Genomic DNA, 21,749 nt, shown 5'->3' on the forward strand with positions numbered 1-21,749 from the left:
CCCCGTGATCGACGGGCAACCGCTTGCCTGCTTTCAACCCTTCATCGACACCGCCACCGGCCGTATTGCCGGTGTCGAAGCCCTGGGCCGCCTGCGCCAACCGAACGGCCAACTGCTGTCGGTCGGCCCATTGTTCAACGATCCCCGGACCTCCTCGAGCGCCCTGCGGCGGCTCGACCGGCTGATTCGCGCCGACGCCCTGGGCCGCCTGCATGAAGCGCCCGCCGACTGGTTCCTGAGCATCAACATCTCGCCCCGCTGGATCAGCCGCCTGCGCGCCGGCCAGCCCTTGCCGAGCCTCAGGCAATTGCAGCAACAGGGCGTCGATCCGCGGCGCGTGGTCTTCGAAATCACCGAACTGAGCGGCAACAGCCAGCGCCTGAGCGAAGTGGTGGCGCGCTACCGCGAAGCCGGCGTGCGGATCGCCATCGACGACTTCGGTGCCGGTTACTCCCAGCTCGACCGGGTGCTGGCCCTGCAACCGGACATTCTCAAGCTCGACATGCGCCTGTTCCAGGCCGCGGCCCGTGGCGGGCCCAGCAGCGACGTGGTCAAGGCCCTGGCGCAAATGGCCGAGAAAACCGGCTGCTGGATCATCGCCGAGGGGGTCGAGAGCGAAACCGAACTCAACTTCGCCCTGGAATGCGGCTCGCGGTATGTCCAGGGCTTCCTGTTTGCCCGGGCCGAGCAGGCGTTCTTCGCCAGCGATGCTTTCGTCGCGCCTTTTGCCCGGGTGCGCCAGCGCTATGTGCAACAGAAACTGGCCGAGCGCGGACGCCTGATGCAGATGCGTCAGCAACTCACGGAGCTGATGACCCTGCTGCAGGACTGGGCCCAGGCCCGGGCCCCGATCGAACGGTTGCCCCAGCTGGATGCCTTTCCCTGGTTGCTGCGTTTCTATCAGTGCGATCGCCACGGCACCCAGCTGACGCCGAACCTGGAATGGCGCCACGACCGCTGGCAGGCCGACCACAGCTACGTCGGCCACAACTGGTCGTGGCGCCCGTACTTCTATCACCTGCTGGCCGAAGGCTGGGACGAGCGACGGCTGACCCTGTCGAACACCTACCGCGATGCCACCAGCAACCAGTACTGCCTGACCGCCGGGCAGTTCTTCGACAATGGCCAGCGCCTGCTGTTGATCGATATCGATGCCGCGGGGCTTTAGTGGCGTGCGTGGTCGGCCCCGTTATTCAGCGTGTTCCCCTTGCAGGCGCTGGCGTGAACCGGGAAGCTAGCCCATCAGTCATTCGACGGAGAGACCCCGCCTTGGATTGGCATACCCTGCTTACCCGCGAACGCCTCGGAAAGCCGCTGCACAGCCCTGAAGAACTGGGCCGCAGCCCCTTCCACAAGGACCACGACCGCATCATCTTCTCCGGTGCCTTCCGCCGCCTGGGCCGCAAGACCCAGGTGCACCCGGTGTCCAGCAACGACCACATCCACACGCGCCTGACCCACTCCCTGGAAGTCAGCTGTGTCGGTCGCTCCCTGGGCATGCGGGTCGGCGAGACCATTCGCGACGCCCTGCCCGAGTGGTGCGAACCCAGCGACCTGGGGATGGTGGTGCAATCGGCCTGCCTGGCCCACGACATCGGCAACCCGCCGTTCGGCCACTCCGGCGAAGATGCGATCCGCCACTGGTTCCAGCAGGCCGCCGGGCGCGGCTGGCTGGACGCCATGCACGAAAACGAGCGCAACGACTTCCTCAACTTCGAAGGCAATGCCCAGGGGTTCCGGGTGCTGACCCAACTGGAATACCACCAGTTCGACGGCGGCACGCGGCTGACCTACGCCACCCTCGGCACCTACCTGAAGTACCCCTGGACCGCGCGCCACGCCGACTCCCTGGGCTACAAGAAGCACAAGTTCGGCTGCTACCAGAGCGAGTTGCCGTTGCTCGAACAGATCGCCACCAAGCTCGGCCTGCCGCAACTCGAGGAACAACGCTGGGCCCGCCATCCGCTGGTGTACCTGATGGAGGCCGCCGATGACATCTGCTATGCCCTGATCGACCTCGAGGACGGGCTGGAGATGGAGCTGCTCGACTATGCCGAAGTCGAGTCGCTGCTGCTCGGGCTGGTGGGCGACGACCTGCCGGAAACCTATCGCCAACTCGGCCCGCGGGACTCGCGCCGGCGCAAGCTGGCGATCCTGCGCGGCAAGGCCATCGAGCACCTGACCAACGCCGCCGCCCGGGCCTTCGTCGAACAGCAGGACGCCCTGCTCAGCGGCACCCTGCCGGGCGATCTGGTGGAGCATATGCACGGCCCGGCCAAGCGTTGCGTGCTCAATGCCAAGGACATTGCGCGCAAGAAGATCTTCCAGGACAAGCGCAAGACCCTGCACGAGATCGGCGCCTACACCACCCTGGAAATCCTCCTCAATTCGTTCTGCGGCGCCGCGCTGGAACAGCACGGCGGACGCACGCCGTCGTTCAAGAACCGGCGGATTCTCGACCTGCTGGGCAACAACGCGCCGGATCCGAACGGCTCGCTGCATGCCTCCTTCCTGCGCATGATCGACTTCATCGCCGGCATGACCGACAGCTACGCCAGCGAAATGGCCCGGGAAATGACCGGGCGTTCCAGCCCGCAATGACCCGCCGTCGAGCGGCTACCTCGCGTTATCGAGGTGGCCGTTCGAACGGTTTCTCGTGAGTCGACAACTAAGGGATTCCCCTAGTCTGTTGTAAGGCAGTAACCGGACACCGCCGTTACTTCAACTTTGAGATCCCGGCCATTTCACACTGCATTGAGAGTGCCGTTCACTTCCAGCAAGTTCGCCAGACACCATCCAGATCGACAATATTCCACGCAACCGCGCCCAGCTAGAGCACTTGCTCTATAACTAGCGATATTGACCGATACATGCCGCCCGACAAGCAAGCCAACTAGGCTGAATTAAACAGATCGTTAACGCCACAACCAAACATCCTACCTTTACCTTTCGATACATCTGCCTAGCCTTCAGGCAGAAACCCTTGCAGCACAAGGCCCCTACGGATCCACCACGATTACAAATTCCGTACAAATCAACTTTATCGTTTCCGCTAGTCTCGAACCGTAATGGGTTAACCAGGATTAATTTCACTCCGCGACAGATCGTTCCCCTTTCATGACCCTGCCCGAGTGATCGGTGCAAAAAACAAATAGCAAGCGAACTAAGTACCTACACTAAAACTTCGGCTTCACCTGTTAGTTCAGCAGGCATTTGCAAAATAATTTCACCTCTCGCTGTAACAAAGAGCGCGCCCAGGACTCAAGCGTCAAAATGGAAGTGAGTACACGGAATGAATCCGTGTCGATAAGTTGTTCCCGCACTTCCTCATCCGTTTTCCACTATTAAGGATGTCGAGTGCCCTATACGTCCTCAAGTCACCCAAGCTGTCACCCTGGCCTGCGCGGCTGGTTGCTGCTCTCGCTGCTGGCCGGGGCCCTGCCCGTGGTGGCCGCCGATATGCCACAACCGGGTCAGGAAGCCCTGCGCCTGCAGCAACAGCAACAGCGCGACCTGCAACAACTGCAGCTGGAACAGCGCCAGCGCCAGTTGCAGCGCGGCAGCTTCGGTACGCCGGCGGTGGCTCCCGCCGAAACCGCCCAGGGTAGCGAGGATGAACAGTGCTGGGCCCTGAGCGGCACGCGGATCGCCGGTGTCACGCTATTCAAGAAAGACCGGCTGAACCGCCAGCTCGAACCCTATATCGCGCCCTGCATGGGCGTGAACGGGATCAACCGCCTGTTGGCGCAGATCACCCGGATCTATGTCGAGGCCGGTTACATCGCCAGCCGCCCTTACCTGAGCAGCGCCCCCGCCGCCGGCCATTCGCTGGACATCGTGGTCGACGAAGGGTATGTCGAGGCCGTCGAACTGGCCGACCAGAGCCTGCCGGTTTCCCTGGCCGGGGCCTTTCCCGGCATGCTCGGCGAACCGCTGAACCTGCGCGACCTGGAACAGGGCCTGGACCAGCTCAATCGCCTGCGCTCCCTCGACCTGACCGCCGATATCGCCCCCGGCAGCCAGCCCGGCGCCTCGCGGATCATCCTGCGCTCGCGCAGCAGCGGCGCTTCGCGCTGGGCCCTGGGGCTGGGTGTGGATAACCTCGGCAGCGCCAGTACCGGGCGCGATCGCAACTCCGTCAACCTGAGCCTCGACAGCCCACTGCAACTCAACGACGCGCTCAACCTGAACTTCAGCGACACCCTCAATCACGGTCCGCGCTACAGCCGCAGCGCCAGCGTTTTCTACTCGATCCCCTACGGCTATTGGACCTACAGCCTGTTCGCCAGCCATGCCGAGTACCGTGCGCCGTTCAAGCTCAGCAGCGTGACCTTCTACAACAGCGGGCGCACCGACCTGCTCAGCCTGCGCGCCGACCGCGTGCTGTGGCGCGACCAGGGCCACCAGTTGAGCGCCAACCTGCAACTGGCCCACAAGGATGTCGACAGCTACCTGGAGAAGGTCCGCCTGGGCATCCAGAGCCCGACCCTGACCGTGGCCGAAGCCGGGCTCAACCTGTTCTGGCTCGACAGCGCGGTGTGGAACCTCGACATCAATTATGCCCAGGGCCTGACCTGGTTCGGCGCCGACCGCGACTCGCAACAGGTGCAGAAAAACCTGCCGCAGGCGCAGTTCCGCAAGTACCGCGCCAGCCTCAGCCAATGGCGCAATGGCCGCTTCGGCAACCAGCCCTGGCAGTGGCAGAGCCAGCTGTCGCTGCAGTACAGCCCCGACCCGCTGCCGGCCATCGAACAACTGCTGGGCACCGACGACTCCGCCGTGCGCGGCTATCGCGAAAACAGCGCCTCGGGCGCCATCGGCGGGATCTGGCGCAACACCCTGCGCCTGCCGTTGCAGAACGATCTGCCGGTCAAGCTGACCCCGCGCCTGGCCTTCGACCACGGCCGGATCAAGGCGCAAGAGGGCGCCAGCAGCGAGCGCCTGAGCAGCGCCAGCATCGGCCTGAACCTGAGCTGGAAGAACGTGCAAGTCGACGTCGACTACCAGCACAGCCTGGAAACACCCGACCGTTTCCACCATGAATCGCCCACCTGGCTGACCCGCCTGAGTGTGCAGATCTGAGGTTCCGCGAACCGTGCATCAGCCTGAAAAAAACAGCCGAGCCTGAACACCACAGCAGCGTTGCAACGAACAACGCGCACTGCCACTCGGCCCACACATAGAGAGCTTCTTATGCCCGACAACACATCTGTGTTTCACCTGTCCCCCAGGGGCAAACTGCGCCTGGCCATCGCCAGCCTGCTTCTGGTCTCCCATCTGCCGCAGGCGCTGGCCGGCGGCATCACCGTGGCCCCGGGCCCGGGCGGCATCCCGCAGCTGCAGAACCAGAACGGCGTGCCGATCGTCAACATCGTCGCGCCCAATGGCGCCGGGCTCTCCCATAACCAGTTCCTCGACTACAACGTCGATCGCCAGGGCGTGGTGCTGAACAACTCCCTGCAAGCCGGCGCCTCGCAACTGGCCGGGCAGCTGGCTGCCAACCCGCAGTTCCACGGCCAGGACGCCAGCGTGATTCTCAACGAGGTGATCAGCCGCAACGCCTCGGCGCTCAACGGCACCCAGGAGATCTTCGGCCGCGCCGCCGACTATGTGCTGGCCAACCCCAACGGCATCTCGGTCAACGGCGGCAGCTTCATCAATACGCCGAACGCCAGCCTGCTGGTCGGCCGCCCCGAGCTCAACGACGGCAAGCTGCAAGCCCTGAGCACCCGTGACGCCAAGGGCCAGTTGACGGTCGAGGGCCGAGGCCTGAGCAACACCAAGGGCAGCATCAACCTGATCGCCCCACGCATCGACAGCCAGGGCGACCTTACGGCCGGCGACCAGCTCAACCTCACCGTCGGGCGCAACCGCGTGGACCCGGCCAGCGGCAAGGTGCTGAGCACCGACCCGGCCGGCAACACCCAGGAGCAGCGCATCGACGCCAGCCTGTTCGGCGCCATGCAGGCCGGACGCATCAACATTGTCAGCACCGCCGAAGGCGCGGGCGTGCGGGTCGGCGCGGTGCAGGTCAAGGGCCGCGACGGGGTGGATATCGCCTCCGCCGGCGACCTGCACATCAGCGGCCAGGCCAGGCCCGACAGCCTCGACGCCATCCGTGCCGGCGTGCACAGCAGCCAGGGCGACGTGCAGTTGCGCAGCGGCCAGGACCTGACCCTCGCCGCCACCGACGTCAGCGCTCGCGATATCAAGCTCGATGCCGGACGCAACCTCACCCTGAGCGCCATCGAAAGCCGCAAGCTCCAGGAAAAGCGCGAGCAGTGGCACAACAGCACCATCGGCATCACCTGGGAAACCTACGACCGTACCCTGACCGACAGCGACAGCCGTCAGCACGGCAACCAACTGACCGCCCGCCGCGATGCCGAGCTCAAGGCCCGCGCCAACACCGAAATCAAGGCCAGCCAGATCAAGGCCAAAAACAAGCTGACAGTCGACAGCGGTGCCGACCTGCGCCTGACCGCCGCCACCGAAACCCACGAACAACGCGATCAGGGCCGGCACCGCAAGCACCTGTGGAAAGCCGACTGGGACAAGTCCAGCAGCGAGCAACGCAGCATCACCAGCCAACTGGAGGCTGGCGACGACCTGCACCTGACCAGCGGCAAGCAACTGCAACTGCAGGGCGCCGAACTGGCCAGCACCAATATCGAGCTGACCGGGCGCCAGGTGGACATCACCAGCGCCAGCCGCACCCAGAGCAACAGCGACAAGTCCTATTCCGGCGACCTGGTCGGTGGCAGCTTCTTCGGCAAGAACGGCGACGGCGACAAGGGCAAGACCCTGAACAAGGGCAGCAAGGTCAATGCCAAGGGCGACCTGATCGTCAAGGCCGACGAGGTCCGCATCAGCGGCAGCCAGGCCCGCGGCGGCAAGCAGGCCAGCGTGATCAGCGAAAAAGGCTCGCTGACCATCGACGGCGTGCAGGACCGCTCCCACGACAACAGCTACAGCAAGGACAGCAAGTTCTTCGGTATCACCAAGGACGAAAGCCGGCAGAACCGCAAAGACAGCACCACCGTCACCAGCGACCTGCGCTCGGACAGCAACCTCAAGCTCGAAAGTGCCAAGGACATCGCCATCAGCGGCGCGTACGTGGCCGCGACCGGCGAGCTCAAGGCCGAGGCCGACGGCGACATCAAGATCGACTCGGCGCAGGACACTACGCAGAGCGAAAAAACGACCCACACCCGTGGCTTCGACGCCTATGCCAAGGAAAACGCCCCGGGCACCCGGCAATACCGCGCCGGCGTGCGTTACGAAGACCAGCAGAAAACGGTCAAGACCGACGACACCCAGCAACAGGGTTCGAGCCTCAGCGGCGGCAGCCTGGAAGTCGCTGCCAAGGGCAACCTGAGCATCAAGGGCGGCGACCTGAAAGCCACCCACGGCGATGCCAGCCTCAGCGGCCAGCAGGTCGAGCTGCTGGCCGATCACGACCAAAAGAGCAGCAGCACCGACACCCGCACCACCGGCGGCGGCTTCTACTACACCGGCGGCCTGGACCGCGCCGGCAACGGTGTGGAGTTCGCCCACAGCAGTACCCAGGACACCCGCGATACCCGCACCGCCAACACCACCGGCATCAATGCCACCGGCAACCTGACCATCAAGGCCGGCAACGCCCTGGTGACCGAGGGTGCCCAGGTCAAGGCCGGCGACAAGCTGCTGGTGAAGGCCGAGCAGGTCGACAACCGCGCGGCGCACGACAGTGAGTCCACCAGCCACAAGGAAAACACCTGGAGCGCCGATATCGGCGCCAACGTCGAATACAAGGGCCTGACCCGCCCGGTGGAAAAAGCCATCGAAGGCGTGGCCCAGCGCAAGTTCCATCAACCGGGCCTGCTCGATGCCCTGGAACAACCCAATGTTGGCCTGGACGTGGAAGTCGGCCACCAGAACAAACAGCGCACCGAGCAAGGCAGCACCGCCGTGGTCAGCCAGTTCACGGGTGGCCAGGTCGAGGTCAAGGTCGCCGGCCAGCTGCAGGATGAAGGCAGCCGCTACGAGGCGACTCAAGGTGCGCTGAAGATCGACGCCGGCAGCCAGGTGGCCAAGGCCGCCAGCGATACCCACAGCAGCAGCGAGCAGGCACTGGACGCCAAGGCCGGCGTGCGGGTCTACACCACCACTGGCGAGGACGTGAACGTGCGTGGCAGCGGCGCCGGCGGCAGCAGCGACAAGCGCAGCGACAGCAGCAAGGCGGTAGTCGGCAGCTATGTGGGCAAACAGGGTGTGGACATCGTGCTGAACGGCGATGGCCAGTACGAAGGCAGCCGGTTCGATGGCGGCGACGCCGGCGTCAAGCTGCACAGCGGCGGCGAACTGGCGCTGAACCAGGCCAATGACCGGCAGAACAGCAGCGACTCCAGCCTGCGCGGCGATGCCTCGCTCACCGTCGGCAGCGCACCGGGCGCCAACGGCAATAACCTCAACCTCGGCGCCGGCGTACAACTGGACCACAAGCGCCTGGATCAGCAGGACAGCCAGGCGCGGGTGGCAACTATCCAGGGCAAGGGCCCGATCGAGTTGACCAGCGGCGGCGACCTGATCCTCCAGGGCACCACCATCGGCAGCAAGACCGCCAAGACCGGCGACATCAACCTGAACGCCGGCGGCAAGCTCGACCTGCAGGCCGCGGTCGATACCCATAGCAGCCAGGGCAGCAACCTCGGTGGCGGCCTGACGGGCGGCGCCAGCAAGACCAGCAGCGAGCAGAGCAGCGGCAAGAGCGCCAACCTGAGCGCCAACTTCAACATCGGCCGGGTCTCGGAACAGGACCAGAGCCAGACCGGCGGGCAACTGCACAGCAATGGCCAGGTAACACTCGCCAGCGGCTCCGACAGCACTACCGCGCTGCACCTGCAGGGCACCCAGATCGAGGCCAAGGGTGTCACCCTCAGCGCCGACCAGGGCGGGATCTACCAGGAGTCGGCGCAGTCCACCCAGGCCCACAACAACTGGGGCCTGACCCTGGGTGCCGGCGGCAACGGTGGCAAGACCACCCGGGCCGACGCCGGCGAACACGAATCGCCGAAAACCGATCGCGGTATCCATGCCCGGGCCAAGATCGACGTCGAGCAACTGCACAGCACCACCCAGCACAACAGCCTGATCAAGGCCGACCAGGTGACGCTCAATAGCAACGGCGACACCCATCTGGCAGGGGCGCGCATCGACGCCAATCAGGTCGATGGGCGGATCGGTGGCGACCTCAAGGTGGAGAGCCGCAAGGACCAGCTCAGCAGCACCACGGTCAACCTCGACGCCCGCCTGGATGCCGAGAAAAACCAGCCTGGCGTGGTCGACAAGCTGACCAAGCAGACCGGCCCGCTCAAGGACAAGCTGCAGGCCAAGGCCGAAGGCGGTTTCGACAAGCACCGCGAGAAGCTGGAAAACGTCGTCGACAAAGGCACCGAACGCCTGACTGCGGCCAAGGACAACCTGGTGAACAAGGCCGAAATCGCCAAGGAACGCCTGGGCGAGAAATTCACCCGCAGCGGCAGCTATGACGTCAACCCGGAACCCAAGGGCGCCTTCGGTCGCGGCGTAGACAAAGCCAAGAGCTACCTCGCCGACAAGACCGAAGCCTTGGGCGATCGCTTCTCCAGCCTCAAGGAACGGGTCTGGCCGAAAACCAGCGACAGCTACGCCGTCAGCGAGAAAACCGGCGCTGGCAGCAAGCTGACCAACACCGCACAAGGCGTGCTGTTCGGCGACAAGAGCGGCAACACCTCCTACACGCCGACCCTGAACCTGAATGTCAGCCGTCAGAGCAAGGACAGCGTGGCAGAGGCTTCTGGCATCAGTGGCAGCCGCGGGGTCAACCTGCAGGTGTCGGGTGAAACCCAGCTCAGCGGTGCGCGGATCGGCGCCAGCGAAGGCAAGGTCGACCTCGGCGGCTCGACCGTCAAGAGCACCGCACTGGCGGGCACGGATTACCGCGCCGACGTCGGGCTCAACCTGTCGAAGTCGCCGGTCAACCTGGTCCTTGGCGCCAAGGATGAGCTGACCCGCAAGCAGGACGACGCCACCCGCAACGACCAGGCGTTCAACCTGGGGCCGCTGCGCGTCGGTGGCCATAGCGACAGCCAGCTGCTGCAGGCCGGCATCGATCAGAAAGCGCCCTGAGGCAAGCGCTCCGTGAGCGGCTGCCCCCCATGAACGGGGGGCAGCCTTGCCTGGCTCCCTTCTCTTCTCAGCGCCCTTTATTGCCCTGCGAAAAAGTGCACTAAACCTCCAACATCTCCTTACCTTTTACATGGCTGGATACTCATTCCTACTTTCAACTGAAAAACTGCTGTAATCCGAAACCGTCTTTCATGTAAGAACTGCCTTATTGTCCCCAACCCCGCCTTAACCCGCATATATCCACTGTCCTGCCTGCGCTAAGGTCCAGACCTGTATTTATTTCCACGGGTTTGACCATGAGTTCTGTTTTCATCATCGACGACCATCCCGTTATCCGACTGGCCATCCGCATGTTGCTGGAACATGAGGGTTATAAAGTCGTCGGCGAAACCGATAACGGTGTCGATGCCCTGCAAATGGTTCGCGACAGCATGCCGGACCTGATCGTGCTCGATATCAGCATCCCCAAGCTCGACGGGCTGGAACTGCTGCTGCGTTTCGGCGCCCTGGACAAGTCCTTGCGGGTGCTGGTGCTGACGGCGCAATCGCCGGCCCTGTTCGCCGCGCGCTGCATGCAGGCCGGGGCCTGCGGCTATGTGTGCAAGCAGGAAGACCTGAGCGAAGTGCTCAGCGCCATGAAGGCGGTGTTGTGCGGCTACAACTACTTTCCGAGCCATGCCCTGCAAACGCCGCGTCAGGATGAAACGGCAAACAACGAACTGAGCCGCTTGATGTTGCTCAGCGATCGGGAATTGATGGTGTTGCAACTTTTTGCCAAGGGCAGCACCAGCACGCAAATAGCCAACAGCATATTTCTCAGTGGCAAGACCGTCAGTACCTATAAAAAAAGAATCATGCACAAACTTCGCGCGACTTCCATGGCGGAACTTATCGAGTTGGCACAACGTCACGAACTGGTGTGAGAAACAGGATGTTCAAACCCATTCTTTATTATTTAACCCTGACGGCCACGGCAGTTTCGCTGTTCCTGTTGTTTGGCCTGGTCGAGGCCGGGCAACCAGAGTCCGCAATGACATCCCTCCCTCAGTGCCCTGACACGGCGCCTTGTCTTGAATCGGCCACCGCCCCGCCTCTCGATAACGGGCATCGCGGGCTGCTCCTGCTCGCAGGCCTGGTGCTCGGCGTGCCGCTGCTGGCGTCCCTGGGCTGGAATGCCTGGCTGCACCGGCGACTGACCCAGCAGCAACAGGCCACCCATGACTTCAGGCAGCAGCTCGCCTTCATGCAGGCCTGGATCGACGGCGTGCCGCATCCGACTTACGTGCGCGACCGCCAGGGCCTGCTGCAAAGCTGCAATGCCAGCTACCTGGAAAGCTTCGCCGCCCGGCGCGAAGAGGTCATCGGCAAAAGCCTGTTGCAGGGACTTTTGGACGATCCCCAGCAGGCCCGCGAATATCACACCGACTACCAGCGCGTCATGGCGCAAGACAGCCCGTTGCTGCGTGACCGGCCACTACGCCTGAACACAGAGGAGCTGACCGTCCAGCACTGGGTCCTGCCCTACCGGGACGCGAACGGCGAGGTCCAGGGCATCATCGGCGGCTGGGTCGATATCAGCGAACGCCATCGGCTCAGCGACAGCCTCAAGGCCGCCCTACAACAGGCCGAAGCAGCCAGCCTGGCGAAAAGCGCTTTCCTGGCCAGCACCAGCCACGAACTGCGCCGCTCCATGAATGCCCTGATCGGGGCGCTGGAACTGCTGCGGCAGCGCTCCGACAGCCAGTCCCAGGATCGTCCGGTCATTGAAATGGCTTATCGCTCGGCCCGGGCGATGCAGGGCCTGGTCGACGGCACCCTCGATATCGCCCGCATCGAATCGGGGTGCCTGGACCTGGCGCCCGAATGGCTCGAGCCGCGCGCCCTTGTCGAATCCATCGTCAGGGAGTTCGACAGCCAGGCCCGGGAGAAGCACCTCAAGCTGCTACCGACCGTCCACTCCAGCGTCGAGCCAGTCGATGTGCTGCTCGACCCACTGCGTTTCAAGCAGGTTCTGGGCAACCTGCTGCACAACGCGATCAAGTTCACCGAACAGGGTCAGGTCAAAATCCATCTCGACCTGCAAGCGGCCACACAGCCGCAACAGGTGCGGCTGATGCTGCAAGTGACGGACAGCGGCATCGGCATCGACGAGCAGGATCAGCACAGGCTGTTCGAACCCTTCTTCCAGGCCCAGGCTCGCACCCCATCCAGACCTGACGGCGCAGGGCTGGGCCTGACCATTTGCCGTCACCTCTGCGAGCTCATGCAGGGCACGCTGCAACTGACCAGCCAGCCGGGCATAGGCACGGAAGTCCGGGTCCTGTTGCCGCTGGCCTGTCAGCCAGCGCGAAAACCCGCGCCCCTCGTCGAACCACTCATTGCCCCTGCCACCCGGGCCTTGAACGTACTGGTGATCGATGACCATGCGGCGGACCGCCTGCTGCTGAGCGAACAACTGCACTTTCTCGGGCACCGTTGCCGCACCGCCGAAGACGTCGAGCAAGGCTTCGAGCTCTGGTGCAAGGGGTTCTTCGACTTGCTCATCGTCGATTGCAATATGCCGGGTATGCACGGCTACGACCTGGTCCGCGCCATCCGCGAGCATGAACGCCTGGAGTCCCGCGCGGCTTGCCGGGTATTGGGGGTGACCGCCAGCCCCAGGCCGCGAGAGAGGCAGCAGTGCGAACAGGCCGGCATCGATGACTGCCTGTTCAAGCCTGTCGGCCTGGCGACCCTCGGCCATAAACTGGCGGGCCTGCAACCGCGGCCCTGGAATGGCGTGTTCAGCCTGAAGGCGCTGCGCACCCTGTCCCGCGGCAAACCGCAGTTCGCCCTGCGCATCCTTACCGAACTGCTGCATTGCAGCTACCGGGACCGCCAGCAACTGATGGCCCTGCCCTGCGAGCCCCCGCCCCAGGCACTGGCGGAACTCGCCCACAAGATCAAGGGCTCGGCCCTGATGGTGCAGGCAAAAGACCTTGAAACGCAGTGCGAAGCCCTTGAGCAGGCTGTTTTGCAAGACGCGGACAGGCAAACCCTGATGCAGCGCAGAACCGCCCTGGAACAGGCCATGCTCAAGCTCGAACGGGCCCTGCTGTGGCAAATCGATCAACAGCACAGCCCGGCTACGACCTGATCCCCATCACCAGCGCAGCAACTTGTGGTGCGGCTAGTTGCCAGGCAAATATCAAAAAGCCACTATCCTGTCAGTCGACCCCAAAAGCCTCATGGCAATGCAATTCGCAACGCCCCCCGGAGCTGCCTCCCCTGAGCGCAATGCACCTGCCTTAACTATGCTCAAACGTTGAGTTGCGCATCACGCGCCCCCTGGAGAGAGCTGCAATGCCAAGCACGCTGTCATTCGATAAACGCCGATTTCCTCTCCATGTGCATATCAGCGTGATGTTCACCTGCCTGCTTCTGCTGACCGGCGTGGTGCTGGGCTTTTTCAATTACCAGCAGACCACCCGCATCATCCTTTCCAGCAGTGAAAAACTGTTCCAGCGCATCGAACAGGACGTGCAACTGGACCTGAAAGCGACTTACGAACCGATTCGCCATCTGCTCAGCCTGCTGGTGGGCAACCCGGCCATCCAGGCCGGCGACCTCGAGCAACGCCTGGCGCTGCTTGGGCCTTTCAGCCAATCGCTCAAGGACAACCCCGACCTGGCCTCACTCTATGTGGGTTATGCCGATGGGGATTTTTTCATGGTCCGGCCCTTGCGCACCCAGGCTTTGAAACAAGCTCGCCAGGCCCCTGAAGCCGCGGCCTACGAAGTCTGGAGCATCGAGCGAGACCGCCACACCGGGCAACTGCATTCGCAGTCGCTGTTCTACGACGCCAGCCTCGGCCCCGTCAGCCGCCGCGACAACCCCCAGGAATCCTACGACCCGAGCGCCCGCAACTGGTTTGCGGGCGCCAAGGACGACACCGATCAGATCACCACCGAGCCCTACGTCTTTTTCTCGACCCGCAACGTCGGCACCACCCTCGCCCGCCGCAGCGGCAACCAGGCGGTGATCGGGGCCGACCTGACCCTGGAACAACTCTCGGCGACCCTGGCCAAGCATCGGGTCACGCCCAGCACCGAAATCGCTCTGGTGGATGGCAATGGCCATGCCGTGGCCTACCCGGACAGCCGTCGCCTGATCGTCGAAGAACAGAGCGCCCGGCTGATCCGCGCCAACGACCTGAACCCGGCTCTCGACGCGTTGCTGCAAGGCAAGGCCCAGGGCAACCGCCTGCGGCTCGGGGATCGCCAATGGATAGTTGCCAGCCAGCACCTGCAGGAAGGTGGGCCCGGTGGGTTGCAGCTGGCGCTGCTGGTGCCCGAGGACGAGCTGCTGACGGATGCCTATCGCCTGCGCTGGCAAGGCGCGCTCATCACCTTGGGCATTCTGCTGTTGTGCCTGCCGCTCGGCTGGCTGACCTCGCGCGTGCTGGTCAGGCCGCTGCGCGCCCTGGTGCAGGAAGCCGATGCCATCCGCAGCTTCGATTTCGATTACCCGCTGACCCGCCGCTCACCCGTGCTGGAAATCGACCAGTTAAGCGTGTCGATGGCCCGCATGAAGGAAACCCTGGCCAGCTTTTTCGAGATCACCGCCAGCCTTTCCGCGGAAACCCGCTTCGACCCGCTGCTGCAACGGGTGCTGGTTGAAACCATGAAGATCGGCCAGGCCCAGGCCGGGCTGATCTACCTGCGCGAAAACGATGGCATGAACCTCAAGCCCCACGGCCTGATCATCGCCGATGTTGTCCAGGACCTGCAGGCGTTCGATGTACGCAGCCAGGACATCCAGCACGAGGCAAGCCCCGCATGGCTGCGGCAACTGGCGAACGGCGAGAGCCTGGTCACGACCCTGGGGTTCGAGCAGGCGGCCGACCTGCAAGGCGTGCTGCTGGCGATGAACTGCCCCAGCGTGCACCTGATCGGTATCCGCCTGCACAATCGCCACAACGAAACCGTCGGCATCCTTGTGCTGCTGCTGGCCGATAGCGGCCAGGAAGCCGACCTGGAAAAACTCGGCCCGGACCGCGTCGCGTTCCTGCAGGCGGTTTCCGGCGCCGCGGCGGTCAGCATCGACAGCCAGCGCCTGCAGAACCGGCAAAGACAATTGCTCGACGCCTTCATCCAACTGCTGGCCGGGGCCATCGACGCCAAGAGCCCTTACACCGGCGGGCATTGCCAGCGGGTGCCGGTACTGACGCTGATGCTCGCCCAGGCCGCCGCGGCCAGCCAGCAGCCGGCGTTCAGCACCTACCAGCCCAGCGAAGATGAGTGGGAGGCCTTGCATATCGCCGCCTGGTTGCACGATTGCGGCAAGATCACCACCCCCGAGTACGTGGTCGACAAGGCCACCAAGCTGGAAACCCTGAACGACCGTATCCATGAAATCCGCACCCGCGTCGAGGTGCTCAAGCGCGATGCCTGGATCGACTACTGGCAGGCTCGCGCCCAGGGTGGCGATGAGGTTTCCCTGGCCGCGACCCGCGATGCAAGCCTGGTGGAACTGGACGACGACTTTGCCTTTATCGCCCATTGCAACCTGGGCACCGAAGCCATGGGCGAGGCCGATCTGCAACGGCTGGCGAGGATCGCCCAGCGCACCTGGAGCCGGACGCTGGACGACCGCCTGGGCGTGTCATGGGAAGAAAACCACCGCCAGCAACGCACACCGGCGCCGCCCCTGCCGGTCACCGAACAGTTGCTGGCCGACAAGCCCGAGCAACTGATCGAACGCAACCCCGCCGAGCTGATCCCGGCGGACAATCCCTGGGGCTTCAAGCTCGATGTCCCGCCTTACAAATACAACCGTGGCGAGCTGTACAACCTGAGCATTGGCAAAGGCACGCTGACCCGGGAAGAGCGCTACGTGATCAACCATCACATGGTGCAGACCATCCTGATGCTCAACCATCTGCCCTTCCCCAGCCACTTGAGCAGCATTCCCGAGATCGCCGGCGGCCATCACGAGAAAATGGATGGCAGCGGTTATCCCAAGCAGCTGAAACGGGAGCAGATGAGCCTGCCGGCGCGGATGATGGCGATCGCCGATATCTTCGAAGCCCTGACGGCGGCGGACCGTCCCTACAAGAAAGGCAAGACCCTGAGCGAAGCGCTGGGCATCATGGCAACCATGTGCCGCACTGCCCATATCGATCCGGAACTGTTCGAGCTGTTCATCCAGACCGGGATCTACCAGCAGTACGCTGACCGCTTCATGGAACCGCAGCAGATCGACGGGGTAGACCCCGAGGCCGTGCTGGGCAAGGCCGGGCTCAGGGTCTGACGAGGCTCAGCAGTCGGTCAGGCGCAGGAAGATCGCCGCCAGGCGCTCGATGCCGGCCTGGTCCTCGAGGGTGAAACGGGCGATTTTCGGGCTGTCCAGGTCCAGCACGCCGATCAGCCGCCCTTCTTTGACCAGGGGCACCACCAGCTCACTGTTGGAAGCGCTGTCGCAGGCGATATGCCCGGGGAACGCGTGCACATCCTCGACCCGCTGGGTCTGCAGGCTCGCCGCGGCCGCGCCGCACACACCACGACCGAAGGGAATGCGCACACAGGCGATCTGGCCCTGGAACGGGCCGAGCACCAGTTCCTCGTTGCGATTGAGGTAGAACCCGGCCCAGTTCAAGTCGTCCAGCTGGTTGAACAGAAACGCCGAGAATTGCGCGGCGTTGGCGATGAAATCGCGCTCGTCGGCCAGCAACGATTCCAGCTGGGCGCACAGCAAGGCATAGCCGTCCAGGCCTTTGCCGGTGTTTTGCAGATCGATCATGCTTTTTGCTCCAACAACTTCAAACCTACCCAGTAGCGCGCGAACTGATACGCGCAGCGACCATTGCGATTGCCACGGCCGGTGGCCCAGCGCACGGCGAGGATGTCCAGGGCTTCGTCACGCTGCCATTGCAGGCCCGCCTTGCGTCCCAACTCGCCGATCCAGTGCTCGACCACGTTCAGGTAGTGCTCCTGGGTGAAGGGGTAGAACGACAACCACAGGCCAAAACGGTCCGACAAGGCAATCTTGTCTTCCACCGCTTCGCTCGGGTGCAGCTCGCCATCGACGCGCTTCCAGTTCTCGTTGTCGCTTTCCTTCTCCGGAACCAGGTGCCGGCGGTTGGACGTGGCGTACAGCAGCACATTGTCCGGGGCCTGCTCCAGCGAGCCGTCGAGCACGCTCTTGAGGACCCGGTAGTCGCCCTCGCCCGACTCGAACGACAGGTCGTCGCAGAACAGCACGAAACGCTGCGGCAGCTTGACCAGTTGCTCCACCACCCGCGGCAGGTCGGCCAGGTGATCGCGCTCGATCTCGATCAGGCGCAGGCCGTGCTGGGCATGCTCGGCCAGCAGCGCGCGGACCAGCGACGATTTACCGGTGCCGCGCGAGCCCCACAGCAAGGCGTGGTTGGCCGGCAGGCCGTCGAGAAACTGCCGGGTATTGCGCCCCAGCTGGTCGCGCTGGTTATCGACCCCGATCAGGTCGGACAGGCGCATGTCCAGGCTGACGTCCAGCGGCAGCAGGAAACCGCTGCGGCCCTCACGCTGCCAGCGCGCGGCCAGGCATTGGGTCCAGTCGATGGCTTGTCGCGGCGCGGGCAACAGCGGCTCGATACGCGCCAGAACCGCATCGGCGCGCTCAAGAAAAGCATTCAATCGAGATTCCACAACTTCTCCTCGGGCAGGTTCCCAGTAATGATGTGGCACGCAGACGCAACGACCTTGCGCATGCCAGGTCTACCGCAGGCGAACGGCGCCGAGCCCTGCCGGCACACACTGATGATCAGCTATGCTTGCCCAGCGAAGGGAAACGGAAATTGGTTCAACACCCCATGGACATCAAGTTCACCAACCGCCTGTCTTACAAGCAAGCCAGGCTCACTGTGCTGGTCGGTTTTGTCCTGGGGACGGCGCTCAGTCTGCTGCAAATCGGCATCGATTATGCCAGTGAAGATGCCTCCATCAACCGGGAAATCAACGCACTCCTGGAAATCAGCCACAATCCGGCCTCGCGTATCGCCTATAACATCGACGCCGAGCTCGCCCAGGAGCTGACGCTCGGCCTGCTGCGCTCGCCGGCGATCATCCGCGCCCGGCTGATCGACAACAACGACACTTTGCTGGCCAACGTCACCCGGCCGGCCCAGCAAAGCTCCTACCGGATGCTCAGCGACTTCCTATTCGGCGCCAAGCGCGAGTTCCAGGACCGCCTGTACCTCGACCACCTGCCCTCGGAATCCCTCGGCGTCCTGCACCTGGAAGTCGACACCTACTCGTTCGGCAGCCGCTTCCTGCGCCGTGCGGAAATCACCCTGATCAACGGTTTCGTGCGCAGCCTGATCCTCACCGGGCTGCTTCTGGCGCTGTTCTACGTGATGCTGACCAAACCCCTGGTCGGCGTCATTCGCGAACTCAGCGGGCGCGATCCGCGCAGCCCCGACCAGACCCGGCTGGACTTCCCGCCCAGCCACGAACAGGACGAGATCGGCGTGCTGGTCAAGGTCGCCAACCAGCAGTTCGACAACATGGCCACCGAGATCCAGCAACGGCGCAATGCCGAAAACCGCCTGACCGACTATCTCGGGCAGCTGGAAAACATCGTCTCGGCGCGCACCACCGAGCTCAAGGCGATCAACGACCGGCTGAGCCAGTCCAACGAAGAACTGGAAGTCGCCCGTAGCACCGCCCTCGACATGGCCCAGGCGCGTGCCGCCTTCCTGGCCAACATGAGCCATGAAATCCGCACCCCGCTCAACGGCCTGCTGGGCATGATCGCCCTGTCGCTGGACAGCCCGCTGAACGCCGAACAACGCCAGCAACTGTCGATCGCCCACGACTCCGGCAAAGTGCTGGTGGAGCTGCTCAACGATATTCTCGACATGTCCAAGTTCGACGCCGGCCAGCTGGAACTGGAGCGCATCCCCTTCGACCTCGGGGTACTGGTGGAAGACACCGCCAACCTGCTGTCGCAGAACGCCGCGCCAAGCGTCGAGCTGGCCTGCCTGATCGAGCCGGAGTTTCCGGCCCTGGTCCTCGGCGACCCCACGCGCGTGCGGCAGATCGTCAGCAACCTGCTGTCCAACGCCCTCAAGTTCACCCGCTTCGGCCGTGTCGATGTGCGTCTGCGTACGTTCGAGGACGGGGTCAGGATCGAAGTCTGCGACACCGGCATCGGGATCGCCCGCGAGGCCCAGGTGAAGATCTTCCAGCCCTATACCCAGGCCGGTGCCGGGATCACCCGGCAATACGGCGGCACCGGCCTGGGCCTGGCCCTGACCTACAACCTCTGCGAAGCCATGCAGGGGCGCCTGAGCATCAGCTCGGAGGTGGGTTTCGGCAGCCAGTTCTGTGCCGACCTGCCGCTGCCCTGCCACACGTCAGCCAGCCCACCGCCGCCGCTGCACGGCCAGGTACTGGCCATTACCTCCGAAGGCAGCGGCCTGGCCGAACTGTTGAGCGTGCAGTTGCCGTTCTGGGGGCTGGAGTATCGGCGCTGCGATCTCGACGAGTCACTGCTCGGGCAGAAGCCGGACCTGTTGATCACCGACTGCCCGGAATGCCTGTTCGGCCTGCGCCCGAGCATCAGCGCGCCGATTCTGCTGGTCACCGCCTACGGCAGTTTCCTGCCCAGCGAAGAAGCCAGCGCCCTGGCGCCGTTGCAGCAACAGGCGCGGCCATTGGCGCGCAACGCCCTGTATCAGACCCTGCGCCGGGCCCTGCTGGCCGAAACCGCGGTGATCAATGAAACCCAGCTGGAAACCCTGGCGCCCCTGCGCCGCGCCTTTATCCTGCTGGTGGAGGACAACCCGGTGAACCAACTGGTGGCCAAAGGCATGTTGAGCAAGCTCGGCTGCGAGGTGACGGTCGCCTCCCAGGGTGCCGAGGCCCTGGACGTGCTGGAGCACCAGCATTTCGACCTGGTGCTGATGGACTGCAACATGCCGGTGATGGATGGCTACGAGGCCAGTCGGCAGATCCGCCGCAGCGGCCGCTGGCCGGACCTGCCGATCGTCGCCCTGACCGCCAATGCCATGCCCGAAGAGCGCGAGCGCTGCCGGGCCGCGGGCATGAGCGACTACCTGTCCAAGCCCTTCCGTCGTGAAGAGCTGATTGCCCTGCTGGACCTCTGGGTGCCGACTACGACGGCGCTTTGACCTGGGCCAGCAACCGGTCCAGGCCATGGCGCAATTCGCTCAGGCTGTCGAGGTCGACCCCGCTGTCGCATAACAGCGCCGCCTTGAGCGGCGGCACCTGATCGCGCAGCGCCAGGCCGGCCGCGCTCAGGCTCAGGTGCACCTCGCGCTCGTCCCGGGACGATCGCTGGCGCTGCACCAGTTGCAGCTGTTCAAGGCGCTTGAGCAACGGCGTCAGGGTCCCGGAATCCAGCGCCAGGCGCTCCCCCAGCGCCTTGACCGTCGGCAGCTCGGGGGGCGTGGCCTGCCATTCCCAGAGCACCAGCATCACCAGGTACTGCGGGTAGGTCAGCCCCAACTGGTCGAGCATCGGTTTGTAGCCCCGCACCACGGCCCGCGAGGCGGCGTACAGCTTGAAGCACAGCTGGCTGTCGAGTTTCAGCGAGTCGGCGAACAGGTCGGTCATTTGAGCAGGGCTTCGATCTCGCCGGTCAGGTCCTGGGGCTTGGTGGCCGGGGCGAAACGCTTGACCAGCGCGCCGTCCTTGCCGATCAGGAACTTGGTGAAGTTCCACTTGATGCCCTGGGAACCCAGTACCCCCGGCGCGCGTTTTTTCAGTTGCACGAACAGCGGATGCGCCTCGGCGCCATTGACGTCGATCTTCTTGAACAGCGGAAAGCTGACGCCGTAGTTCAGCTCGCAGAACTCGGAAATGGCCCCTTCGTTGCCCGGCTCCTGCTTGCCGAACTGGTTGCAGGGAAAGCCCAGCACCACCAGGCCCCGGTCCTTGTAGGTCTGCCACAGTTCTTCCAGGCCCTTGTACTGCGGGGTGAAACCGCACTTGCTCGCAGTGTTGACCACCAGCACGGCCTTGCCGGCGAAGTCGGCCAGGGTCTTTTGCTCACCCTTGATGGTGGTGCACGGGATGTTCAGCAATGTGTCACTCATGGTGCGGACTCCAGAAATGAAAGGTCCGATAAAAGTAGTACTCAATTAAATTGTGCGCAATTTAATAAATCGAAAAGCGATTCCGAAAAATCGCCTTGGCCGCTCGCTCCGGTCAGCGTGGAACCAGGTCCAGGCACACCGAGTTGATGCAGTAGCGCAGGCCGGTCGGCGGCGGACCGTCCGGGAACACATGCCCCAGGTGCGCATCGCATTTGGCGCAGACCACTTCGGTACGGATCATGCCGTGGCTCAGGTCACGGATCTCGACCATGGCGCTCTCGCCGATTGGCTCGTAGAAGCTCGGCCAGCCGCAACCGGAATCGAATTTGGCCCTGGAGTCGAACAACGGCGCATTGCAGCAGATGCAGTGATACACACCGTCGGTCTTGGTGGCGTTGTACTTGCCCGAGAACGGTCGTTCGGTGCCTTTGAGACGACAGACGTTGTACTGCTCCGGATCGAGCATGGCACGCCATTCTTCAAGGGTTTTTTCCAGCTTTTCCATGGTCCTTCCTCT

At 63.8% G+C, this 21,749-nt stretch carries 13 protein-coding genes; 8 read left to right on the forward strand and 5 right to left on the reverse strand.

Annotation, left to right across the window (positions count from 1 at the left end):
- The first annotated feature begins 4 nt into the window (after positions 1-4).
- The 7 genes from AC3RCP_RS22630 to AC3RCP_RS22660 all read left to right on the forward strand — a co-directional run bounded on the left by AC3RCP_RS22630 (position 5) and on the right by AC3RCP_RS22660 (position 16,443).
- Positions 5-1,168, forward strand: coding sequence for an EAL domain-containing protein (locus AC3RCP_RS22630; protein ID WP_277589360.1), 1,164 nt, complete (start codon positions 5-7; stop codon positions 1,166-1,168).
- A 101-nt stretch (positions 1,169-1,269) separates the two neighbouring features.
- The gene (locus tag AC3RCP_RS22635; protein ID WP_007923253.1) at positions 1,270-2,601 is read left to right on the forward strand and encodes a deoxyguanosinetriphosphate triphosphohydrolase; all 1,332 of its coding nucleotides are present in this window, start codon (positions 1,270-1,272) and stop codon (positions 2,599-2,601) included.
- Between the two features lie 858 nt (positions 2,602-3,459).
- A complete protein-coding gene (locus AC3RCP_RS22640) occupies positions 3,460-5,082 on the forward strand; it encodes a ShlB/FhaC/HecB family hemolysin secretion/activation protein (RefSeq protein WP_492571846.1) in 1,623 nt (540 codons plus the stop codon).
- Between the two features lie 111 nt (positions 5,083-5,193).
- The gene (locus AC3RCP_RS22645; RefSeq protein WP_492571800.1) at positions 5,194-10,152 is read left to right on the forward strand and encodes a hemagglutinin repeat-containing protein; all 4,959 of its coding nucleotides are present in this window, start codon (positions 5,194-5,196) and stop codon (positions 10,150-10,152) included.
- A 296-nt stretch (positions 10,153-10,448) separates the two neighbouring features.
- A complete protein-coding gene (locus AC3RCP_RS22650; protein WP_007931447.1) occupies positions 10,449-11,075 on the forward strand; it encodes a response regulator transcription factor in 627 nt (208 codons plus the stop codon).
- 107 nt (positions 11,076-11,182) lie between these two features.
- Positions 11,183-13,288, forward strand: coding sequence for an ATP-binding protein (locus AC3RCP_RS22655; protein WP_492571801.1), 2,106 nt, complete (start codon positions 11,183-11,185; stop codon positions 13,286-13,288).
- Positions 13,289-13,494: 206 nt separating this feature from the next.
- Positions 13,495-16,443, forward strand: a complete 2,949-nt coding sequence (locus tag AC3RCP_RS22660; protein ID WP_492571802.1) for an HD domain-containing phosphohydrolase — start codon at positions 13,495-13,497, stop codon at positions 16,441-16,443.
- Positions 16,444-16,449: 6 nt separating this feature from the next.
- Here the strand turns inward: AC3RCP_RS22660 and AC3RCP_RS22665 are convergent, their stop codons facing one another.
- On the reverse strand, positions 16,450-16,932 hold the full coding sequence (locus tag AC3RCP_RS22665; RefSeq protein WP_085531688.1) for a GAF domain-containing protein: 483 nt from the start codon (positions 16,930-16,932) through the stop codon (positions 16,450-16,452).
- Positions 16,929-17,819, reverse strand: a complete 891-nt coding sequence (locus AC3RCP_RS22670) for an ATP-binding protein (RefSeq protein WP_007931443.1) — start codon at positions 17,817-17,819, stop codon at positions 16,929-16,931. The genes AC3RCP_RS22665 and AC3RCP_RS22670 overlap by 4 nt, the downstream gene beginning before the upstream one ends.
- Before the next feature lie 164 nt (positions 17,820-17,983).
- On the opposite strand from AC3RCP_RS22670, the gene AC3RCP_RS22675 reads away from it, so the two are divergent.
- Entirely contained in the window at positions 17,984-20,305 is a 2,322-nt protein-coding gene (locus AC3RCP_RS22675) for a hybrid sensor histidine kinase/response regulator (protein ID WP_492571803.1), read from the forward strand.
- On the opposite strand, the gene AC3RCP_RS22680 is transcribed toward AC3RCP_RS22675, so the two are convergent.
- From AC3RCP_RS22680 to msrB, 3 genes are all read right to left on the reverse strand, one after another.
- Positions 20,289-20,750 (reverse strand): MarR family winged helix-turn-helix transcriptional regulator, encoded by a 462-nt coding sequence (locus AC3RCP_RS22680; RefSeq protein ID WP_087092769.1) that lies wholly within the window; start codon positions 20,748-20,750, stop codon positions 20,289-20,291. The two genes, AC3RCP_RS22675 and AC3RCP_RS22680, sit on opposite strands and share 17 nt — an antisense overlap.
- Positions 20,747-21,232, reverse strand: a complete 486-nt coding sequence (locus tag AC3RCP_RS22685) for a glutathione peroxidase (protein WP_007931440.1) — start codon at positions 21,230-21,232, stop codon at positions 20,747-20,749. Before AC3RCP_RS22685 ends, AC3RCP_RS22680 begins: the two co-directional genes overlap by 4 nt.
- 112 nt (positions 21,233-21,344) lie before the next feature.
- Positions 21,345-21,737 (reverse strand): peptide-methionine (R)-S-oxide reductase MsrB, encoded by a 393-nt coding sequence (msrB, locus tag AC3RCP_RS22690; protein WP_007931439.1) that lies wholly within the window; start codon positions 21,735-21,737, stop codon positions 21,345-21,347.
- Positions 21,738-21,749: the final 12 nt, after the last annotated feature.

This window comes from Pseudomonas sp. GW822-FHT05A08, assembly GCF_058800485.1.